This window comes from Dechloromonas denitrificans (assembly GCF_020510665.1).
GTDB lineage: Bacteria > Pseudomonadota > Gammaproteobacteria > Burkholderiales > Rhodocyclaceae > Azonexus > Azonexus denitrificans_B.
Genome location: NZ_CP075187.1, coordinates 3,237,783 through 3,258,645 on the forward strand (window position 1 = coordinate 3,237,783; position 20,863 = coordinate 3,258,645).

The 20,863-nt window shown below is 60.5% G+C and carries 21 protein-coding genes; 1 reads left to right on the forward strand and 20 read right to left on the reverse strand.

What is annotated here, in order from left to right:
- Positions 1-25 precede the first annotated feature (25 nt).
- From KI614_RS15275 to KI614_RS15305, 7 genes are all read right to left on the reverse strand, one after another.
- On the reverse strand, positions 26-544 hold the full coding sequence (locus KI614_RS15275; RefSeq protein WP_226406729.1) for a GspH/FimT family pseudopilin: 519 nt from the start codon (positions 542-544) through the stop codon (positions 26-28).
- Positions 541-3,843 carry a pilus assembly protein gene (locus tag KI614_RS15280; RefSeq protein WP_226406731.1) on the reverse strand — a complete coding sequence of 1,101 codons (3,303 nt, stop codon included), beginning with the start codon at positions 3,841-3,843 and terminating at the stop codon, positions 541-543. Before KI614_RS15280 ends, KI614_RS15275 begins: the two co-directional genes overlap by 4 nt.
- Positions 3,844-4,028: 185 nt before the next feature.
- Positions 4,029-4,868 carry an HDOD domain-containing protein gene (locus tag KI614_RS15285; RefSeq protein ID WP_226406733.1) on the reverse strand — a complete coding sequence of 280 codons (840 nt, stop codon included), beginning with the start codon at positions 4,866-4,868 and terminating at the stop codon, positions 4,029-4,031.
- A gap of 101 nt (positions 4,869-4,969) precedes the next feature.
- Positions 4,970-6,403 carry a nickel-dependent hydrogenase large subunit gene (locus KI614_RS15290; RefSeq protein ID WP_226406735.1) on the reverse strand — a complete coding sequence of 478 codons (1,434 nt, stop codon included), beginning with the start codon at positions 6,401-6,403 and terminating at the stop codon, positions 4,970-4,972.
- The gene (locus KI614_RS15295; RefSeq protein WP_226406737.1) at positions 6,400-7,395 is read right to left on the reverse strand and encodes a HupU protein; all 996 of its coding nucleotides are present in this window, start codon (positions 7,393-7,395) and stop codon (positions 6,400-6,402) included. Before KI614_RS15295 ends, KI614_RS15290 begins: the two co-directional genes overlap by 4 nt.
- A complete protein-coding gene (locus KI614_RS15300; protein ID WP_226406739.1) occupies positions 7,392-8,870 on the reverse strand; it encodes a sigma-54-dependent transcriptional regulator in 1,479 nt (492 codons plus the stop codon). Before KI614_RS15300 ends, KI614_RS15295 begins: the two co-directional genes overlap by 4 nt.
- Positions 8,867-10,543, reverse strand: coding sequence for a hydrogenase maturation protein (locus KI614_RS15305; protein ID WP_226406741.1), 1,677 nt, complete (start codon positions 10,541-10,543; stop codon positions 8,867-8,869). Before KI614_RS15305 ends, KI614_RS15300 begins: the two co-directional genes overlap by 4 nt.
- A gap of 169 nt (positions 10,544-10,712) precedes the next feature.
- Here KI614_RS15305 and KI614_RS15310 point away from each other — a divergent pair, with 169 nt between their 5' ends.
- Positions 10,713-10,925, forward strand: coding sequence for a hypothetical protein (locus tag KI614_RS15310; RefSeq protein WP_226406743.1), 213 nt, complete (start codon positions 10,713-10,715; stop codon positions 10,923-10,925).
- A 6-nt stretch (positions 10,926-10,931) separates the two neighbouring features.
- On the opposite strand, the gene hypE is transcribed toward KI614_RS15310, so the two are convergent.
- Genes hypE through hypC form a run of 13 tightly spaced genes read right to left on the reverse strand, consistent with a single transcriptional unit; the run spans position 10,932 to position 20,863 of the window.
- Entirely contained in the window at positions 10,932-11,996 is a 1,065-nt protein-coding gene (gene hypE / locus KI614_RS15315; RefSeq protein WP_319002668.1) for a hydrogenase expression/formation protein HypE, read from the reverse strand.
- Positions 11,989-13,113 carry a hydrogenase formation protein HypD gene (hypD, locus tag KI614_RS15320; RefSeq protein ID WP_203467891.1) on the reverse strand — a complete coding sequence of 375 codons (1,125 nt, stop codon included), beginning with the start codon at positions 13,111-13,113 and terminating at the stop codon, positions 11,989-11,991. The genes hypE and hypD overlap by 8 nt, the downstream gene beginning before the upstream one ends.
- Positions 13,113-13,361 carry a HypC/HybG/HupF family hydrogenase formation chaperone gene (locus tag KI614_RS15325; RefSeq protein ID WP_203467892.1) on the reverse strand — a complete coding sequence of 83 codons (249 nt, stop codon included), beginning with the start codon at positions 13,359-13,361 and terminating at the stop codon, positions 13,113-13,115. The genes hypD and KI614_RS15325 overlap by 1 nt, the downstream gene beginning before the upstream one ends.
- 19 nt (positions 13,362-13,380) lie before the next feature.
- Positions 13,381-13,863 (reverse strand): [NiFe]-hydrogenase assembly chaperone HybE, encoded by a 483-nt coding sequence (gene hybE / locus KI614_RS15330; RefSeq protein WP_226406745.1) that lies wholly within the window; start codon positions 13,861-13,863, stop codon positions 13,381-13,383.
- A 31-nt stretch (positions 13,864-13,894) separates the two neighbouring features.
- Positions 13,895-16,228, reverse strand: coding sequence for a carbamoyltransferase HypF (gene hypF / locus KI614_RS15335; protein ID WP_226406747.1), 2,334 nt, complete (start codon positions 16,226-16,228; stop codon positions 13,895-13,897).
- Between the two features lie 7 nt (positions 16,229-16,235).
- Positions 16,236-17,324, reverse strand: a complete 1,089-nt coding sequence (hypB, locus tag KI614_RS15340; protein WP_226406749.1) for a hydrogenase nickel incorporation protein HypB — start codon at positions 17,322-17,324, stop codon at positions 16,236-16,238.
- A gap of 11 nt (positions 17,325-17,335) precedes the next feature.
- A complete protein-coding gene (gene hypA, locus KI614_RS15345) occupies positions 17,336-17,677 on the reverse strand; it encodes a hydrogenase maturation nickel metallochaperone HypA (RefSeq protein WP_203467896.1) in 342 nt (113 codons plus the stop codon).
- Positions 17,670-18,566 carry a hypothetical protein gene (locus KI614_RS15350; protein WP_226406750.1) on the reverse strand — a complete coding sequence of 299 codons (897 nt, stop codon included), beginning with the start codon at positions 18,564-18,566 and terminating at the stop codon, positions 17,670-17,672. Before KI614_RS15350 ends, hypA begins: the two co-directional genes overlap by 8 nt.
- Positions 18,563-19,036, reverse strand: coding sequence for a [NiFe]-hydrogenase assembly chaperone HybE (gene hybE / locus KI614_RS15355; RefSeq protein ID WP_226406751.1), 474 nt, complete (start codon positions 19,034-19,036; stop codon positions 18,563-18,565). Before hybE (KI614_RS15355) ends, KI614_RS15350 begins: the two co-directional genes overlap by 4 nt.
- Positions 19,033-19,233 carry a rubredoxin gene (locus tag KI614_RS15360; RefSeq protein ID WP_226406752.1) on the reverse strand — a complete coding sequence of 67 codons (201 nt, stop codon included), beginning with the start codon at positions 19,231-19,233 and terminating at the stop codon, positions 19,033-19,035. Before KI614_RS15360 ends, hybE (KI614_RS15355) begins: the two co-directional genes overlap by 4 nt.
- Before the next feature lie 9 nt (positions 19,234-19,242).
- Positions 19,243-20,106: a hydrogenase expression/formation protein gene (locus KI614_RS15365; RefSeq protein ID WP_226406753.1), complete on the reverse strand. Its 864-nt coding sequence runs from the start codon at positions 20,104-20,106 to the stop codon at positions 19,243-19,245.
- Positions 20,103-20,561: a hypothetical protein gene (locus KI614_RS15370; protein WP_203467900.1), complete on the reverse strand. Its 459-nt coding sequence runs from the start codon at positions 20,559-20,561 to the stop codon at positions 20,103-20,105. The genes KI614_RS15365 and KI614_RS15370 overlap by 4 nt, the downstream gene beginning before the upstream one ends.
- Complete coding sequence (gene hypC / locus KI614_RS15375; RefSeq protein ID WP_226406754.1) at positions 20,558-20,863, reverse strand: HypC/HybG/HupF family hydrogenase formation chaperone; 306 nt, start codon at positions 20,861-20,863, stop codon at positions 20,558-20,560. Before hypC ends, KI614_RS15370 begins: the two co-directional genes overlap by 4 nt.

Here is a 20,863-nt window from a genome sequence, read left to right on the forward strand (position 1 = left end):
CCTTTCATGGCAGAGCTAGCTGCAATCAACCGCACACCGTTGCATTGGTTCGTTTACTGACATGACCTGACAATGAAACATCCACCTGCTGCTGCTTACGTCCCGTTGTACACAAGGTAAAACTACTGGCGGCAGAAGCACTCCCCAGCGTCCCGCTGAAAACGACCGATGTGGCTGCCGTAGTCACCGTCAAGCCCGTCTTTGACTGAAGCCGCTGGGTCACGGCGGCACCATCCCAAATGACAATCCCTTTGGCCCAGTCACTCGCATTCGCAGAACAAGCTGCCGCAGTGTTGGCATCCGTTGCCACCGGGCAAACGGTGATATTGGTTCGACGCTTGATGGCTTCGAGCCGGGCGGTATTCAAGGTACTGACCAGAAGATCCGTCTGGGTCGAAAGCCGTGCATCACGAACCAGATCCGTCATGCCGGGCACTGCAATCATCGTCAATGCACCGACGATCACGACAGTGACCAGCAACTCTATCATCGTGAAACCTGCGGCCTTTAGTCCAAACATGGTGCAACGCTTCTCAGGTCTCACTTGATTTCCCGCCAAGTCGAGGTTTCAACCTTGATCCCTGAGGATGGAGGAGGCCCCTCATCGGACTTGACCTCATCGCTACCAACCTTTCCGCTAATGATCTTGCCCCCACCATATGGCGCGGGACGACCAATCGGATTACCTGTCTTGACGCCATCAGCAGCGTTCCCGGTATAAACCGCCATCGAATTGGCCTCTTTCATGGCGATAACGGCACCGGCATCACCAAAGCCGCTATCGGCAGTTCCCGTCGTGACAATGCGACTTCCATTCGCCACATAGGTCAGCTCGGTAGGAATGCCGTCCTTCGAGAAACCACTGACAAACGCTGTCCCGGTCGCAAAAGTAACCTTGTCTGCGTCATTGGATTTACCGTCCATCTTGACATCAACAAAGCTGAACTCCTTCCCACGCGAACTTTTGGTAACGGAACCCGTCATCGGATTAAGCCCCATGACCCAGCCCTTGCCACCAGGCAGACATTTTTCACTGGCCAGCGGAATACCCGTGCCAAACAGCAACTTGTCATCGACCAGCAGCGGAGAGGTCACAAGACGCTCTGACGAGGCCGGGAAGTCGAGATACCAGCCTTTCCAGTTATCCACTGCAGAAGAAGTCAGATCGATTTCAGTATCGGTGTCTGGCGTGACCGAAATTTTTCGATAATCACCACCGCGATATTCGGTCGTGGCAATGACTGTCTTTTCATCAACGACCGTACGTTGTTTCAATTTTGTTTTCAGTACGGTAGTCGGGGAAGGTGCCATGGTATCCAGCACGGCATAGAAGCTTTGCGTTGTCGTACTTGAGCGATCAGTATCCGTCAGCAACTTGCCTGTTCCGAACAACACCAGATTACCAATCGATGTACCGTCATAGCGGGTTACCGGCTTGATTGCCGGACGAATCGTGATCGGTTGATTCACCCCTGCATCGAAAATCGGATTGGTCGCCACCGAGAACTGAGCCGGATCATCATTGGTCAGATCGAAACGCCAGAGCTTGCCGTTCATGTCGCCCGCATAAACATAATCGAGAATGCCATCCTGACCGAAATCCACACCGGCCGGTGATGACAACCCAACACCGCCCGTAACACTGATTTTCTTGATCAATGCACCGGTATTGGCATTCACAACATACAAAGCCGATGAGTTGGCCGTGGTTTTCTGGCCGCCGCTTCCAGCCCCCGTATCATCCCAGCTATTTTCGTAACCATTGGCCAGGATGACTGCAGGCACGACGGTCGTTGAAGACATCCGAACGTTATATATCAGCGGTGTCGGGACACTGTAGCCCATCTCGCTGTCACTGATATCCGTCCATTCCCACATGACCGGTGACGAATCAGCCAGTGAGTTCTTATTCGTTGCATTGATCACATGGTAGCCCTGCCCCCCCTGCCCCAAGGCCCCAGCAAATACAGTCTTCCATGTCCCGCCAGCACCGTTGACCACCCCGAGCTTGACGTCAGCTTGGCGCGCAGCACCATTGACATGATAGGCATGCGGCGTACCTGTTGGCTCACCATAATTTGTCTCTTTCAATGCTTTCAGGCGGGGATATACAGCGGAAGGAATATAAGCCATCACTTCCGTCATATTCGCAATGTCGAAGGCATGCAACATCCCGTCATTTGCTCCGATCAATGCAATACTGCGTGTTGAATTATCGGTTTTGAATGTCTGGTAGGCTTTATCAGGCGTCTCACCGGATGGCGCACTGATAACCGTTGGCTGCCCATCGATGATATCGCCGAGCAATCCGTTGGGACGGCGCCTGAAACCATCGATTGTTTCATCGCCACGTAAGAAATTAATCACATTCTTTTGCTCAGTGAGCGTTGAGCCCAGAGCAACTTTTTGTGATGTCGTCATTTCATTGATGTGGGCAGTATCAAACTCGAACGAGGTTGTCGTCGTCACATAGGGAGGGGTGGCCAAATTGCCAACGCGATTTGACCAAATCTTACGCTCTCCATAAGCAGGAATAACCGCCTTTGCATTGGGCGTACAGGCATCGCCAATCCCGTTCGTCGCAGCGGTGTTCAGCGTGTAGCAACGCAATTCACCGTACCAGCCATTCGGGTTAAAAACTGGCTGGAATATTTTGTTACCTGCAACGCTAAACTCACTGAGCGCCGCCACACCGCCAGCATTGGATGTCGATGCGGCAATACTGGCAAAAGCATTAGCCAAGGCATCACTTAACTGCTGTTTTGTCTGTGTCGTATAGTTTTTTCCGCCGCCGACAGTCGCTGCTGCCGGCAAAACATCATTGACGACACCAAAAGCAATTGTGTAGGTCGTAAGATTCTGTAGTGCAAACTTGGGATCATCATATGATTCTTGATCGCCATCCAATCCACCAATCTTCAAATCGGCAATTCGGGCATATTTGGCAACATCACGTAGCGCTCTAAACCGATTTGTTCCATCGCCGAATCCCGCATCAGCAGCAGCCCCTTCAAGGCGAGCAGGGCAATTTACTGAAATATTATTGGCTGCAGTCGTGTTAGCCGCTGTGCAAACAGAAAATGACTGATTGGGAATCGCTCCACCATTTTCACCTCTGGCTGTGTAGGTCAATGCATTTTTGCCACTACCTGGCAAATTATCCTCACCCGTTGCATCACCATCGGTCAAAACAACTACAAAATTTTTCTGACAACGGTACTGAATAGGGCTCTTATACACAGCACCATTCGACAGTTTGCCGTACATCGAGCTTTTCCCCTCAAAGTATCGGGTAATTTCCAGCAAACCTTCACCTAACGGAGTAGCCGTGCGCCCCCAAACATTACTGATCGCATTTTTCAAATCGAGACGATTAGCACTGACATTCATATCATTGATTTCGTACCTTAATTTTGCACCTTCGGCCCGCTCACCATTGCCCACATCAGCTTTATTATCATGGAAGGTAAACAAACCCATACGCAACCCATAGTTATTAGGGTTATCAACCAATTCTTTGGCAATTCCCTTCGCAATATTCATTTTTGTATTCGGCGACAGGGTTTCGCTATCAATCGTATTGCGATAATTGGTATTGTTATTTACACAATTTGACCAGTTTGCATTTGAGTTACACAAATCCAGGCGCATCCACTGATTATTTTCATCCTGCAACATGCTCCCCGACGTATCGATGTACAGCATCACGTTTGGTGCTACAGAGGTCGATAGCGTTGGCGGTAATGCCGGGTAAGGTTCGGCGGCGATGGCCGGCAGGGCGAACATCGGGAAGGCAATGCACAACGCCTGGCTGATGGTCTTGAGTCTGAAGCCTGTTTCCATGATGACACCCCTGTAAGACTGGTTTTGCCGGCCGAGACGCCGGAATGACAACCACAGACGGACAAATTGCCTGGGCGGTATTTTGATGCTTAATTTAGTCCACAGCTGGCGCAAGGAAAACAACGGAGCGACGAGCGGCAGTATTTCGGGCACGGAAGGGACGTCGACCGCGCCATTCGATGAACTCAGACGCGCAAGGCTGCCGCCAGGGAGGCGACTTCTTCTGCCGACGCCGCCAGGACGCTACTGAGTGTTGCGTCGTCGATCAGCAAATCGAGATCAACCGCGATGTCTTGATGGCTCATCCCGAGCAACTCGGCGAGAGGCGACTCGACGGGAGACAGCTGATCGGCGAGTAGCAAGGTGTCCCCCAGGGATTCGGGCGGCATGGTCAGGTAGCCGGCCCACAGGGTTTCAAGAGCCGGATTGAGATTGGCTGGTACGCCCAGTGCCTTGCTGACCGCGCGCCCCAATCGGGCCTCGCCTTGCTCGAACCAGTTTTCGAGATGATTTTCAAGCAGCCCGGGATAATGGCTGGCCCGGGCGAGCAGATAGAACGCCCCCAGTTCATGGACAATACCGGCGAAAAAAGCTGCTTCCGGGTCCTGTTTCGTCACCCGCTTAGCAATCACACGGGCCAATGCGGCGACATGGGCTGAATGCTCCCACAGGCGGGCGGCAAGTGCGCGATGCTCGGGCAAGGGTGACATTTCCTGCATCTGGCGCACAATCAACGCGGTTACAAGCGTGTACAGAGTCTTGAAACCCAATCGGGAAATGGCGCTATTAACATCGCCAATAGCCCGGCCGGACGGGTTATGGCTGACTGAATTGGCCATGCCGACCACCCTTGCGGCGAGCATCGGTTCGGCCGAAATCAACTTGGCGAGTTGCTCAACCGAACAATCGGGGTCGTCGAGCGCCTGCTGGACGCGCAGGGCAACCTCGGCATGCGTCGGAAAAACCATATCGCCACGTTCGGCATCTGCCACAGCGGCATCCAGCATTGCTTGAATATCCATCATTCCCTTCCTCACGGCCGCCAGAATTTGATTCGAACGCACTTTGCCACTGATTATTGCCACCCGTCCAGCAACAATCGGACAAGCCTGTGCCGCTGGCGTGCCTAATGCACAGTACACACCATGCACGGATCAAACGAACGTACAACGTGCTGGATTGTAGGCGCGGCCTCTTCCCCGGCGGGCAGGCCGATCAGCGCCTGTTCGAGCGGGCCGGGCTGGCCGCTGCCGTCGTGCGGCGAGAAATTCCAGGTGGTCGGCGCGATGATCTGGTAGCGATCTATTCGGCCGCGCCTGAACGACAACCAGTGCCCGAGGCTGCCACGGGCGGCCTCAACCAGCCCGACACCCTCGCCGGAATCCGGCAAGACAAGTTGATTGCAAAACGGATCACCCGGCACGATGGCTTTCACCCAATGCTCCATTGCCGGAACGACCGTCGCCAGCTCGATCATCCGCGCAACGACTCGTGCGGTGACGCTGGCGCCATGCCGGCAGACCAGATCGCGGGCCAATGGCTGCCCGGCCACAACCTGGCGAGCCAATGCGCCTGTTTCGGCGACCTGGCCGGCATAGCGCGGCGCCTTGCACCAGGTATATGCCGCGGCCTTGTTGGCATCGACCACGGTTTCACCCAAGGCCGGCGGCAAGGGCTCGCCCTGAGCCAGCCACGCATGGCTGACATCTTCCGCAATTTTGGCCGGATCAAGGCGGTCGACCGCAGCAGTCTCGCCGTATTCCGGTGACCAGACGCCGCCGGCAAACAAGTCGTAGGCCCCGTAGGACAAAAACAGGTCCTTCGCCCGCCCCACGCTTTCCAGCCGAAGATCGTAAGCCGCATTCAGGAAAGCGGGAAAATCGCCCGCCCTGCCGGCAGCCCAGTCGCGCAATGCCGACTCGGAAGCCAATGCACTGAATTGCTCAAGGCTGCCGCCCAGCAAGGTCGTTTCAAGAAAACCCCGAAACTCGCGCAATAGCGCCAGCACGCGGATGCGCTCTGCGGCGGTCATCGCCTTGGTGCTGCCGCCAGGCTGCAATGCCAGCGAATGCGGCCAGCGCCCGGCAAGAAAACCGATCAGTTTGAAGAACCCGGCGCGCGCACCCAGTGCAGCCGGCGCCGCACTCCCCTTGATGGCGGCAAAACGGCTGGCTACATCGGGGTACCAACTGCGGTCGACATAGCTCGCACGGGCAAAATCCGGCATGAAAAAAAGATAAAAATGGGTCAGATGATCGGCCAGATTCTCGGTCGCCAGGATCAGGCTTTGCGCCAGTTTTCCGTTGGCCGGCATCTGAACGCCACTGGCACTGGCTAGCGCGGCCGCTGCGGCAGCCGACTGGGCAATCGAGCAGATTCCGCAGATACGCGGCACGATGGCCAATGCATCCTGGGCAACCCGGCCGACCAGCAATTGTTCGAAACCGCGAAACAGCGGCGAATTGACGCGCGCCGCAACAACCTGGCCGGCGTCGACATCGAGACTGACCTCAAGATCGCCCTCGACGCGATTGAACGGCCCGACCAGAACGCGCTTCATTTCCCTGCCTTCTTGACGGCCGGACGAATCACCGGATGATCGACCACGGCATTCTCCCGCACCCGTTTCGGTGTCGCCGATTTGGACAATGCGGCCAGCGCGACAAACCAGGCTTTCGGCATGTCGGTCGGCAAACCGATCGGAATCCCGGCCAGCTTGGGCGTTTCCTGGAAAGGATGGCCCGGCGCTTCAAACCCCGGTTCGGTACAGGCAATGCAGGCAAAACCACCGCGCAGACAGGAGCCGCTGCCGTTCCAGGGGCGGATATTGCAATCGGCATGCGCCTGCGTCCCCTTGCACCCCAGGTTCTCCATCAAACAGCCCAGGTCGGACTGCTTTTCGGCACTCGCCTTGAATTCGTAGAATTCATTGCGCGAACAACCGTGATGAACCAGTTGATCGGCATAGAGCAGCGGACGCCCGTAAGCATCGAGATCGCTCGCGGCCAGCCCTTCAAACGCCAGCTTTTCCAGCGTATCGACGACCCAACCGGGGTGCACCGGACAACCGGCAATATTGACCACCGGCAAGCCGCCATTTGACTGAAAACCCTTGCCGAGCAAGCCGCCCGGCTCATCGGTATCGAACTGCAGGCCGCAGGCCTCAAGCGGATTCCCCGGCGTACTGGCCGAAAACCCGCCGTAGGCCGTGCACGAACCAATGGCGAAAACCCAGCGGGCGTGGCGCGCCAGGCGCTCGACCCACTCGGTCATCGGCCGGCCGCTCCCGGCCATCAGATGAAACTTTCCACTCCCGTTCGGGCCGCGCAACATCGCCCCTTCAATGCACAGGACATCGAAGGACAAGCGCCCTTCTGCGCAGTCTTCAAGAATCTGCAAGGCCGCATCGCCGCTCTCCAGCGACAAAGCCGGATGCCAGACAAACTCGATACCGGCGTCACGCAACTCATCGAACAACGGTCGCGGCTCGGCGCACAGCAGCGACTGCGTACAACCGCCACAGCCGCCGCTTTGCAACCAGAGCAGCTTCATTCGCCCTGCTCCAGCCCATAGCGCACCAGCTTGGCGCGCAAGCCGACGCGCGATAGGCCCAGCTCCCGCGCGGCACGCGATTTATTGCCGTGATGACGCAACATGGCCTGGCGCAAGACCCGTACTTCAAGCTGCGCCATGCGTTCCTTCAACCCGCCGCTCAATCCGTCAGTCAGGTCTTCCTGCCGCTCCCGGCCGCGCTCAAGCGCCGGTTCGCGCAGGACCCGCGGCGAAAGCAGCGCCGCAGACAGGCTGGGCGATTCGCTCAACGCCACCATGCGCAGAATTTCATTCTGCAATTCGCGCACATTACCCGGCCAGCGATAGGCGGCCATGCGTTCAAGCACCTCGGGCATGAAACCCTGCACCGCACAGCCAAGGTGACGATTGCTGCTATCGAGCAGATGCTGGGCGAGCAACGGCAGGTCCATCGGTCGGTCGCGCAAGGGCGGCACATGCAGGGCAATCGTTGCCAGACGGTAGTAAAGATCCTCGCGGAAGCGCCCGGTCCGGACATCTTCTTCAAGATCCCGGTTGGTCGCGGCAATGACCCGAACATCGACGTTGACCGAGCGGTTGCTGCCGAGCGGACGGAACTCGCCTTCCTGCAGGACACGCAGCAGCTTGACCTGGAAAGCCGGGCTGGTTTCACCGATTTCATCGAGAAACAGCGTACCGCCATCGGCTTGCTGGAACAGGCCGACCCGGTCCTCGACCGCGCCGGTAAAGGCACCGCGCTTGTAGCCGAAGAGTTCGGACTCAAGCAGCGTATCCGGCAATGCACCGCAATTTTCAGTGATGAACGGACGCTCGGCCCGCCGGCTCTCGTAGTGAATGGCCCGGGCGACCATTTCCTTGCCGGTGCCCGATTCCCCGGTGACCAGCACGGCCAGGTCGAAGGGAGCGACACGCTCGATCATTTCGCAGATATCGTTGAGCGGACTGCCGCGCTGGCGAATGAAACTGCTCAGCCCGAACGCATGCCTGGCCTTGTCGAACTTGCTCTGGACACGCTTCTTGAGCACTGGCTCGGCGGTACGCAGATCGAGCGAAAGACGCTGGTTTTCCTGCTGCAGACGCCATACCTCGGCGGCCCGTTGCAAGGTCAACAGCAATTGTTCCGGCTGCCAGGGCTTGAGCAGGTATTGCCAGATGCCGGCTTCGTTGACCCCGGTGATGATGTCCTCGGCGTCGGTATAACCGGACAGGATGATACGCACGACATCCGGCCAGCGATGGCGCACTTCCTTGAGAAACTGGACGCCGGTCATGCCCGGCATGCGCTGGTCGCACAGAACGATGCGGACTGCCGCGGTCGACATCTCACGTTCGAGGATTTCCATGCCTTCAGCGGCGCTCGACGCGCAAAGCACATCGAAATCCTCTTCCAGCGTACGACGCAAGGCTTCCTGCGAACGGACCTCGTCATCGACAACCAGCACGGCGGGCAGTTTTCGCAGACTGGGCGGGCTCATTCGGGAATTATCCAGTTCAGGTCTCGATGCTTGGCTAAATGGCGCGGCGTCCAGGAATGCGGCGAACGCTCGACAAAATGATAGCGCGCCACATGGTAGGACGGATCGAATCCATAGAAATTGCGCTGCATTTCGTGCAACTCGGCCGCCCGGTAAGCGGCCAGCGGTCGCAACGCTTCATCGGCCCGACGTTTGGCCTGCTTGGCCGCCACGCGTTCTGAAAAATCACCGGCCGCCGCCAATTCGGCAGCTCGCCGGGCAACATCAACGGCAAATCCGGGGGCCGGCAAACAGGCATCGTAGAAACCCAGGCGAACCGACTCGGCCGCCGTCATCGGCAAGCGGTGGCGCATGATCGCACGGGCACCGTCTTCGCCGACGCGCGGCGGCAACAGGTAAGTCCAGAACTCGGAGCCGAACAGGTTGCCCATGTTCTTGTAATGCGGGTTGAGCATCACCCCGTCGCGGACCCAGACAAAATCGGTGGCGCGCGCCAGAAAGCAACCGCCCGCCCCGCTATTGGCCCCGACGGCTGCCACGGTCAACTGGGTTTCGCAGCGCAAAATGGCTTCGGCCAGATCGTCGATCGCATTGATGTTGGCCCAGGACTCATCGGCCGGGCTGGCCGCCGCTTCGATGGTGTTGAGGTGAATGCCGTTCGACCAGAAATCGCTACCGCCACGCAGGACGATAACCCGCGTCGGCTGCCCGGCCGCCCAGTTGAAGGCCTCGGTCAGACGCCGGCATTGCCCGCTGCTCATTGCACCGTTGTAGAACTCGAAACTGAGGAAACCAACGCCACCGGCAGCTTCGTAGCTGATGTCCTGCCAGGTGGGCTGCGTCGATTTCAAATAGCCGGCCAACGGCATCTCGGGCAATTCAGCCGCCTCGGGGAAGGCCTGCGTCGCCGGCAACTTGATGCCGCCCTGGCGTTTGACATGGCCGATCCACACGGCACCATCAAGCGTCGCCCGACAGATGGCCGTTTCACGCCGGGCAATCAGGCTGCCCGGCGCACCGCGCAACACCGCTTCCGGCCAGGCATCAAACAAGTGGCAGGGTTGGCCGAACAGCTGATCGGCCACACCGGGGAAACCATCGGCAGCGTTGATCCGGGCCAGCACGGCAGCACTGTCCTGACTTGCCCAGTCGATCGCCCGTTCAGCCTGACGCAGGGTTGAATGCGCCTGCCCGGCAATGCGTTGCGGTTTGAAATCGGGCTGCTGGCAACGGGCGACCGCAGCAAGGACGGCACGCACTGCCGCTTCGGTCACTTCATTGCGGTAGATCGACGATTTCTTGGCCCGGCGCATCGGGAATTCAGCCGAGGCCCAGACCGGGCCGGCATCCATTTCGGCCTCAGCCTGCAGCACCGTCACACCCCAGGTCGGCAGATCCTTCTGGATCGCCCAATCGAGCGCCGACGGACCACGGTCGCCCGGTACGCCCGGGTGAACGACGAGGCAGCGATGCCGGGACCAGATCGATGCCGGAATCGCCCGTTTGAGAAAAGGCGCCAGGATCAGATCGGGACGGAACAGACGCACGGCTTCTTCACTGACCGAATCGGCAATATCGAACTCAATGCTGATTTCATGGCCGATTTGACTCAATTCGCAAAAGAGCCGTTGAGCGAGACTGTTGAAGCTGTGGGTCAGGAAGAGAATTCGCATACCGTCCGGATATTTACAAGAAATTACATGCACATAAAGCGCGGCGCGACGCTGGCTGGCAGACCACCAGTTTTACATGCGCATATTTCTATGACTTTCGCGCTATTTTTCAATCACTTGGCTTTCTTTACGATGCCTTCCAACAAGAAAATGTTTGGGGGAAAAGAAAATGCAGGCACAACGAAAGCGCAACACATCACGCAGCACGGCGATCACTTCGACACCAGGCACACGCCCGGAGTACACCGCCGCAGTCCGCTATCTGGACGGCCGTCGCGACATTTTCCATGTCCGCTACGCCGACAATATGGCTGACGCACGGGCCGTCGTCCTGGCCGAACTCGACGATGTCCAATCGCTGCTGATCGCACTGCGCCACTGAATTCTCCTAGCAGATTCGCGGCAACTGCTCGCCGGACAACCAGTCCACAATCCGCTTGCCGCCAAAAGCCGTGGTCATCTGAACAAAATGGTGTGCATCTTCATGCACCGTACCAATGATCGCCGCTTGACTACCGAGCGGATGGGCGCGCATCGCTGCCAATAGCTTTTCGGCATCATTTTCAGCGCAAATCGCTACCAGTTTGCCTTCATTGGCGACATAAAGCGGGTCAAGCCCCAGAAACTCACAAGCTGCGTTGACCGCTGGATTGACCGGCAAAGCCTTCTCTTGCAGCATCATGCCGACGCCGGACTGACGGGCGATTTCATTCAATGTCGTGGCCAGGCCACCGCGCGTCGGATCGCGCAAGACATGAAGATCGGCACCGCTCGCCCGCATCGCGGCAATCAGGCCGTGCAGCGCGGCGGTATCCGAAACAATCGGCGACTCGAAGCCCAGGCTTTCGCGCTCAGCCATGATCGCCATGCCATGATCACCGAGCGTGCCGGACACCAGAATGACATCGCCGGGCCGCGCGCTGCGCCCGGACAATGCCTGACCCGGCGCAACCACCCCGACGCCGGTTGTCGTGATGAACACACCGTCCCCCTTGCCGCGCTCGACCACTTTCGTATCGCCAGTCACCACCGGCACGCCAGCCGCTTTGGCCGCCGCCGCCATGCTTTGCACGATGCGCGCCAAATCGGCGAGTTTGAACCCTTCTTCAAGGATGAAGCCGGCCGATAACCACAATGGCTTCGCGCCCATCATGGCCACATCGTTGATCGTGCCATGCACCGACAAACAGCCGATATCGCCACCGGGAAAGAACAGCGGCGAAACGACATGCGAGTCAGTTGCCATGACCAGCCGACCTTCGCCTTGCGCCGGCAACAGCGCCCCGTCATCGCCCTGGGCCAGGTATTCGTTGCCGAGGTAGCGGGCAAACAGCTCTTCGATCAGTTGCGCCATCGCCCGGCCGCCGGCGCCATGCGCCATGTCGACCTGGCCGTGCTTGATGTCGAGCGGTCGAACGTAGTTCTTGCGAGGCGTTGCGGAAGACTCAGACATCCTTGTAGCGTCCATAGGTGTAGTGGGCGGCGCAAGCGCCTTCGGAGGAAACCATGCACGAGCCAACCGGATTTTCCGGCGTGCACACCGTGCCGAAAATCTTGCAGTCCTGCGGCCGTTTGACGCCGCGCAGGATGGCGCCGCATTCGCAAGCCTTGTGATCGGGCACCGACGCATAGCCGAGCGGAAAGCGTTTTTCGGCATCAAATTCGGCGAACTGGCTGCGAATGCGCAGCGCCGAGTAAGGCAGCACATTCAAACCGCGCCATTCGAAGTGCTTGCGCATTTCAAAGACGTCGGCGACCAGTTGCTGGGCCTTCTTGTTGCCGTCGCGGTCGACGGCCCGCGAGAACTCGTTTTCGACTTCGGCCCGACCTTCATTGACTTGACGGATCAGCATCTTGATTGCCTGCATCACGTCGAGCGGCTCGAAACCGGCGATGACCACCGGCTTGCGGTATTCCTCGGCAAAGAATTCGTACGGTCGACTGCCGATAATGGTCGAAACGTGCGCCGGGCCAATAAAACCGTCGAGCGGCACGGTGCCCCACTGGCGCACTTCCGGCGATTCGAGAATGCTGGAAATGGCCGACGGCGTCAGCACGTGGCAACACAGCACGGAAAAGTTCTTCAGGCCGAGCGCCGCCGCCTGCTTGATCGCCACCGCCGTCGGCGGCGTCGTCGTTTCGAAGCCGATGGCGAAAAAAACCACCTGCTTGTCCGGATTTTTTTGCGCCAGCAGCACCGCATCGGCGCTCGAATAAACCATGCGGATGTCGCCGCCGCGCGCCTTGGCTTTCATCAGCGACAGGCCGTCGGAAGCCGGCACGCGCAGGCAGTCACCGTAAGTGCACAACATCACGCCCTGTTCGACGGCCAGTCGGATCGCCTGATCGACCCGACCGATCGGCAGCACGCAGACCGGGCAACCCGGCCCGTGAATCATCTTGACGTTGGCCGGCAACAAGTCGGATACGCCGTAACGCGAAATGGCGTGGGTGTGGCCGCCGCAGAACTCCATGAAATGGTAGTTGCGCGCTGGGTTGGCTTCGCGGCGAATGGCCTCGGCCAGCCCTTTGGCGACCTCGCCGTCGCGAAATTCGTCGATGTATTTCATCAGTGCACGGTCGGATCGTCGGCGGAGAAAGCCGCATCGCCAAGTTCGGCGAATAGCTTGAGGGTTTTGGCCGCTTCGTCGGGGTCGAGCTTGTTCAGCGCGTAACCGACATGCACGATGACGTAATCGCCAACCGCAACGTTTTCGACCAGCGCGAGCGATATTTCCTTGCGCACGCCGGCCAGATCAACCAGCGCATTGTCGCCATCGCGCAACTCAACCACCTGTGCGGGAATTGCCAGACACATCAGTCATTCTCCTTGGGCATCATGGGCGCTTGCCGGCCAGACGCCGGAAAAAGCCGCGCCGCGTCACTTCGGGGGCGGCTTCGGCAGGCACCACCGGCAACTGTTCGGGCAAATGCCCGGTGGCCAGACGCAGACCGTCCAGCGCCAGCAAGCGGGCGCTCGTCATGTCGGTCAGCACAGCCGCGGAATCGACCAGCGCGGCCCATTGATACGGACCGATCGCCGCTGATTCCTCGGCAAAAAAAGTGTGGGTGCCGCCGGCCAGTTCGAGATAACGCCGCTGCCCCGCCGGAATGTCGCCCCACAGGGAACCGCCGCCCGGCAAAAGCAGCAGACGGACAAAATCGGGCGTCACGACAACCCCCAGCCAGTCACCCAGATACTGCGAAAAACCGATGGCTTCGACTTGAAGACGCGGATTGAGCGGCGCGTTTTGTCCAGCCATCCACCGGAAATGCTCTTCCAGCAAAAGCGCAGGATCCTGCGCGTGAATCGGGGTCATTTGTTGCTCAACCATGGGCCTGTCATTCCACTCAACATTGCTTTTCCTTGAACATGCGCCGTGCCACCCAGGCCTGACCAAGCGCCAAACCACCATCGTTCGGCGGCGCCTGACGGGCTTCAAGCAGGGTCAATCCGGCCGCAGCGAGCAGCGGGCGCAAGGCATCGAGCAGCACTGCATTCATTGCGCAGCCGCCAGCGAGCGCGATTTTCCCTGATTTTTCGCGGTCGACCGCAGCAAACGGGGTATTTTCGATGATCACCCATTGTGCCAGCCCGGCGGCCAGCGTGGCGTGGAACAGCGCGGCACCGTAGGCCGGATCGGGGCAATCGAGCAAAGCGGTCAGTAGCGGCGTCAAATCGAGTACGCCATCGCTGATCAAAAAGCCGTCCGCCAAGGCGTCGACCGGGCCATGCCCGGCGGCCAGCCCTTCCAGCGCCATCGCCGCCTGCCCCTCATAACGCACTTCACCATGCAAGCCGAGCAAGGCAGCAGCGGCATCGAACCAGCGCCCGAGACTGCTGGTCGGCGGACAGCGCAACTGGCGGTCGAGCATGGTCAGCAGCAGTCCGGCATCGCGCCCCGGATGGCAACGCGCCAGCCAGTCGGGAATGCGTTCGGCCAGACCCGCGCCGTGCAGGAAGGAAACCGCCATCCGCCACGGCTCGCGCGCCGCACGATCGCCTCCGGGCAAACACAGCGTCTTGAGGTGACCGAGGCGCTGAGCGGAAACGCCGTCCAGACGCAGCAACTCACCACCCCACAAGCCCCCCTCCGGCCCCAGCCCGACGCCGTCGATGGCCAAACCGGTTAGCGGCGGGTTGGCGCCATGTTCGGCACAGATCGCCGCCAGATGCGCCTGATGATGCCCGACAGCCAGCGCCGGAACGCCGAACTCGTCAGCCAAAGCCAGAGCCAGCCGGGTCGAGGCGAAATCGGGGTGCAAATCATGGGCAATCAATTCGGGACGCACATCGAGAATGGCCAGCAGATGCCTGACCGTTTCTTCCAGGAAACCGATGGCCGCGACATTGTCGAGGCTGCCGACATGCTGCGACAGGTAGGCTTCGCCGCCTTTCATGACGCAAACCGTGTTTTTCAGGTAGCCGCCCAGCGCCAGCACCGTCGGGCCGCTCTCGGCCAGGTGAATCGGCTGCGGCACATAGCCGCGCGCCCGGCGAATGAAGTGTGTCCCCTGTGGCCCGGCGCGCAGCACCGAGTCATCGCAGCGCATGACGATTGCCCGGTCATGGACCAGCAAGGCATCGGCAATCCCGGCCAGACGCTCGACGGCCTCGGCATTGTCGATGACCAGCGGCTCGCCGTGCGGGTTGGCGCTGGTCATGATCAGCAGCATTTCGGCCGGCTCATCCAGCCACGCCGTGCCAGCCGGCCGACCGGCCGCTTCATGCCAGAGCAGCAAATGCAATGGCGTGGACGGCAACATCACGCCGAGCCAGGCCAGTTCCGGGGCAATGCCGGGCAATTCGTCAGCCGCCTTGGGGCAAAGCACGATCGGCGCCGCCGGCGAGCGCAACAGATCAAGTTCGGCCGGGTTGATCCGGGCATAGGCAGCGAGTGCCGCCGGATTCAGGCCCATCACCGCAAAGGGCTTGGCTTCGCGCTGTTTGCGTCGGCGCAGTTCGGCGACGGCCGCCGCATTGCGCGCATCGCAGGCCAGATGAAAACCGCCCAGCCCCTTGAGCGCGACGATCTTTCCGGCTTGCAGCAAAGCCAGGCTTGCAGCCAGCGGATCGCCGGCCAGTGCCTTGCCCGTCGCATCGAGCAAGGCGAGTCGCGGCCCGCAGGCCGGGCAGCAGGTGGTTTCGGCATGAAAACGGCGGTCGACCGTGAAATTTGTCGCATCCGTCGCCGGCAGTTCGCCATATTCCTCGGCGCAGACAGGGCACAGCGGGAATTCCGCCAGACTGGTTTGCGCCCGGTCATAGGGAATGCCGCGGCTGACCGTGAAACGCGGACCGCAATGCGTGCAGGTGGTGAAGGCGTAGCGCCAGCGCCGACTCTGCGGATTGCAGATATCGGCGATGCAGGCCGGGCAGATGGCCGCATCCGGCCCGATGGCGGTGCGAATCTCGCCGGGCGCGCTGTCCAGAATGCTGAAACCTTCGCCGAGCACTTCGATCGGTTCGATATCGATCCCGTCGATGCGCGCCAGCGGCGGCTTGTCGCGCTGCAGCCGGGCGACGAATTCGGCCACGCCGGGACCGTCGACCGCGACGCTGACACCGCCGCCATCGTTGCGCACCCAGCCGCGCAAACCCAGTTCCCTGGCCAGCCGCCAGACGCAGGGACGAAACCCGACGCCTTGAACGAGACCGCGAATGCGGATCAGCTGGCCGCTCATCGAGCCGTCAGCGCGCCGCCAACTGGCGCTCCAGCTCGGCAACCCGTGCCTTCAGCGCATCGACGCTGGCCGCCCGCTTGGTACGCTGGGCGGCCAGCCCGGACCGAACCCAGTCCAGCCAGGCGGCCATGCCCTCGCCGCTCTTCGCCGAAACGCGGAAGACGACCAGCGCGGGGTTGACCCGGCGGGCATTGGCCTCGGCCAGATCGGCATCGAAATCGAGATGCGGCAGCAGATCGCACTTGTTGAGCAGCATCACATCGGCGGCGCGGAACATGTCGGGATATTTCAGCGGCTTGTCCTCACCCTCGGTCACCGAAAGAATCGCCACCTTGTGGTGTTCGCCGAGATCGAAAGCTGCCGGGCAGACCAGATTGCCGACGTTTTCGATCAGGAACAGCGATTCATCGGCCGGCTTCATGCGCTGCACGGCGTGGCCCACCATGTGACCATCGAGATGGCAGCCCTTGCCGGTGTTGATCTGCAGCGCCGCGACGCCGGTGGCGCGAATCCGCTCGGCATCGTTCGAGGTTTGCTGGTCGCCTTCGACGACGCTGATCGTCACGCTGTTCTTGAGCAATTCGATGCTCTTGACGAGCAAGGTCGTCTTGCCGGAACCGGGGCTGGAGACGAGATTGAGCGCAAAAATACCGCGCTCATCGAACCAGCTGCGATTGGCCGTCGCGTAGGTATTGTTCTTCGACAGGATGTCCTGCTCGATCTGCACCATGCGCGACTGGCTCAACCCCGGCACATGGGCACGGGCCGGGCCGGTGCCGTAATCGAGATCGCCGGACACCGGGTGTTCGTGGTGATGATGGTTGTCGCCGTGATGGTGATGATGGCTGTGTTCATGGCCATGATCGTGCGCGTGCTCGCCGGCATGCACGTGTTCATGAACATGCGTGCTGCCATCGGCGTGGACATGGCTGTGACTGTGCGTCCCGGCCGGTTCAGCCCCGTGCTCGTGGGCGTGATCATGATGATGCTCGTGACCATGGCTGTGAACCGTGCCGTCGGCATGAACATGGGTATGTTCGTGACCATCGCCTTCCATGCGGGTCTCGCCCGCCGCGCATCCGCAAACTGTGCACATGATCTTGTCTCCTAGTCGATTTCGATTTCTTTGACGCGCATTTCGGTGCCACTGGTCGGCTGCACCTGATGGCTGCCGCACGTCGGGCAGGCACCGAAAAGTTCTTCCATCGGCACGGTCGCGGCACAGACCATGCACCACCCCGCCCCCGGTACGCTGACGATTTCCAGCGCCGCACCTTCAGCCAGGCTGCCGTGCGTCACCGCTTCAAAACAGAATTTCAAGGCCTCCGGCTCGACCGAGGACATCCGGCCAATTTCCAGCACGACGGTCGTGACCCGCTTGGCGCCCTCGCGCCGGGCGGTATCTTCGACCAGTTGCAACACACCTTCGGCCAGCGACATTTCATGCATGATTCAATTCCACGCTATACGGCACACAGGGATCGAGCGCCAGAATGGCCTGATCGAGCGCCAGACGCGCCTCGGCTGCATGAGCAAAGGTCCGCCCGGCCAGTAACGCGGTCAACGCGCCGGCATCGGCAAAAAGCGCATCGGTCGGCGCATCGACACGGTAATTGAGCACCCGTCCATCGACAAGGTGCACCGCATGGGTCAGCACACCGCGCGCCGTCAGCGTCTGCCCGACGCCCCAAGCCGCCTGACCGGCAGCCGCAATCGGAAAGGGGGCACCGGCAGCCAGCGCCTGCCCGGCCCGTTCAACCTCAGCCAGACGGGCACGATATGCGGCGACGACCGTTGCCGGACGATGTACGGCCGGCGGCGATGCGGCATTGCCCTGCCAGAAAGCCAGCCAGTCCTCGGCATTCAGCAAGGGGCTGGAGCAATCCACCGGCGCGGCGCGGTCGACCAGCTTTTCAAGGCATTTTTCACTGACATCGAGCAAGGCCGTATCGAGCAAATGCCGGGTCGCGCTGATGCACTCACTGCCCTGTCGCCCCCGCCAGGCGACAAAAGCTTCCTTGGCCGGCGCCAGGCCGAGGGCCAGCGGCCAGTCGAGCAACAGACGCCAGAGATTCTCGTGCAGTACCTCGATCCACAACTCGGCATCATCGACCGGCCGGCGCGACTCGCCCTGTGCTGCGGCCAGCGCTGCCTGTGCCGCCGCACGCTGGGCATGGGCACACAAGGTATAAAGATAGGGAACCGTCTTGACCACCGCCTCGGGAATCTGGTCGATGAACAAGCGGGTCACGGCCGGTCGCCGGAGCTCGACGTCAATCGCGGCCAGATGCGCGCCCTGCAGCTGCGCCCGAACTGTCAGCAAACCGGTTGAGGTCACCCGCGCAATCCCAGAAAAGCGCGCCGTGTCGGGGCCGGTGCCGTACCCTCCGCCGGTACAGCGATCGGCCCGGAAAACAGGGCCTGGGCCGCAGCCAGCGCCGTCAGGCGCGCGGCTTCGTGGCTCTCGAATTCGAGGGCCGGCGAAAACAGTGAACAGAGGTGGTAGTTACCCAGACGATCTTCCTGCGTCACGGTGAATTCGTAATTGCCGGATGGAAACTGCCAATCATACTTGCTGCATGCCGCCAACTGGGGCCAGCCTTCGGCCTGACCGGGCAGGCACAGCAGATTGATCGCCCAGGGCGTCACCATGGCGCCGGCCCAATGCCCGGAAGCCGTCTGCCGGAAGCCGAGCGCCTCGACTTCCAGCCGGGCATTGCAGATCGGCAAGCCGGCCATGCGCGTCCGGGCAATTTCGCTGAATACCTCGACCAGCTCCGACGACGGGTCGGTCGCCCGGACTTTCATTCGCCGAGCACCATGAATTTATGCGGTGGTGCATCGCAGCCGGGGCAACACCAGTCATCCGGCAAATCGGCGAACGGCGTGCCAGGGGGAATGCCACGCACGTCGTCACCTTCGGACGGGTCGTACACCCACCAGCAAATGCCGCACTCCAGCTTGTCTTCCGGCTTGACGCCGAGAAATGAACCTTCGAATCGCATGATCGATACTTACAGCGGATCGGCCATCATGGCCAGGTATTCGCGCAGGCGCTCGATCGAGTCGCTGAAATCCTCATCGGAAGCCAGCGCTACTTCAGGCATGCCGATCACTTCGATCGAGTTGAGAATCAGCGTATCCATGCTGTTGAAATACTGCACCCACCAGACATTCTTCAGCCGCGTGCTGGTAATCCGGCAATTGCCGTAGCCGCGCGACAGGATGGAAACCTCGCGATGCCCCAGCCAGTGGTACAGGGTATCGAGATCGGCATCGCTGACCGGCAGCAAGGTCAGGTTGATGATGTGCGCCGCGCTCCCCGGCCGCCAGGCCGCCGCCTGCTGGCGAAGCTCCTCGACCAGGGCCGGCGCATTCATCGTGCCGGCCGGATAGTCCGGGGCCGGCAGCTCATCCGTCGTCGTCGCCAGCATGGCATCGATCAGAACGGCCGGCACGACGCCGGTTTCCAGGCGGTCGACCAGCATTACGCCGTCATCGGCCACTTTCAGGACGCGCCACAGCCCAGCGAAAGCCGTTTCCTGGACGCGCCAATGTTCCGGTGCCGTCGTGAAGGCGCTGACTTCGCCAAATCCCATCGACTGATTGATGACTTCGCGCACCGGCGCATCCAGTCCGAGCAAATCAAGCTTGGCGCCCCCGGCAAAGCCGACTTCGGCCGCGCCATCGACAAAAAAACGGAGCAGGCGCTCGGCGCGGACGACCACGTCGGGCGGCGCGTCATAGGGCAGGCTAGGGGCCGAAAAGGTTTCCATGCCTTTCGGCATCGGCAGGTATTCCGGGGCTTCCTCACCTTGCGATCCGGGGCCCATGGTGACCACGGAAATCGGGAAAGGCCGCATCGTGGACGGGTTCATGCGCAAGCTCCTGGCTGATCGGCCGAACGAACGGGGATGCCGATGGGTTTGGGTTGAGCCGGCCCGGTCAGCAGGCGGGTCACTTCATTCTGGTATTCGAACCAGTCACGGATGCCGTTGAGCATGCCGACAAACTGGCCATCACGCAGAAAGACGACGGCAGGCGCACGAGCCACGCCGTATTGCTTCATCAACCCGGCGCTGACCAGATGATCGGCGACCCGGCGGGAAATCTGTTCGCCAAGCGGCTTCAGGGCTTCCGGCAGGATGACGCAGGCGTCGAGCACTTCCAGGTTGCGCTGCGGATCATCGGTCAGCAGCAAGGCGGTCAGCCCGGCAGGAAAATCGGGGTTGCTGCGGTCGACACGTTGAAAACCGTGTTTCTGGACCATCCGGCTGATTGAAGTATCAAGCCGGTCGAGCGAAGTCAGCCCGGGGGCAAGTTGCAGCGTCATGATTTGTTCGTCCTCAGGAATTCGGGGAGTTGGGGTTCGCGATTCAGATCAGCGAAAAAAGCATCAAAATTGGTTTCTCCGGCGCCGACGGCTTCCAATGCGGCAAGCGCCGCACCGATCGCCTCGGCCCGCTCGGCCGGAATCACTTCGCGGGCGGCATCGAGAAAACAGAGCAGCCAGGTGCCCGGCGCCTGCTGGCCGACCAGGCTGAGGTCGATCCTCAGCTCGTCGCCATGCCGCCCCTGGCAGCGGGCGAAGTGTTCGCCGCACTCGATGACTTGAACCGGAATGCCGAGGCACAT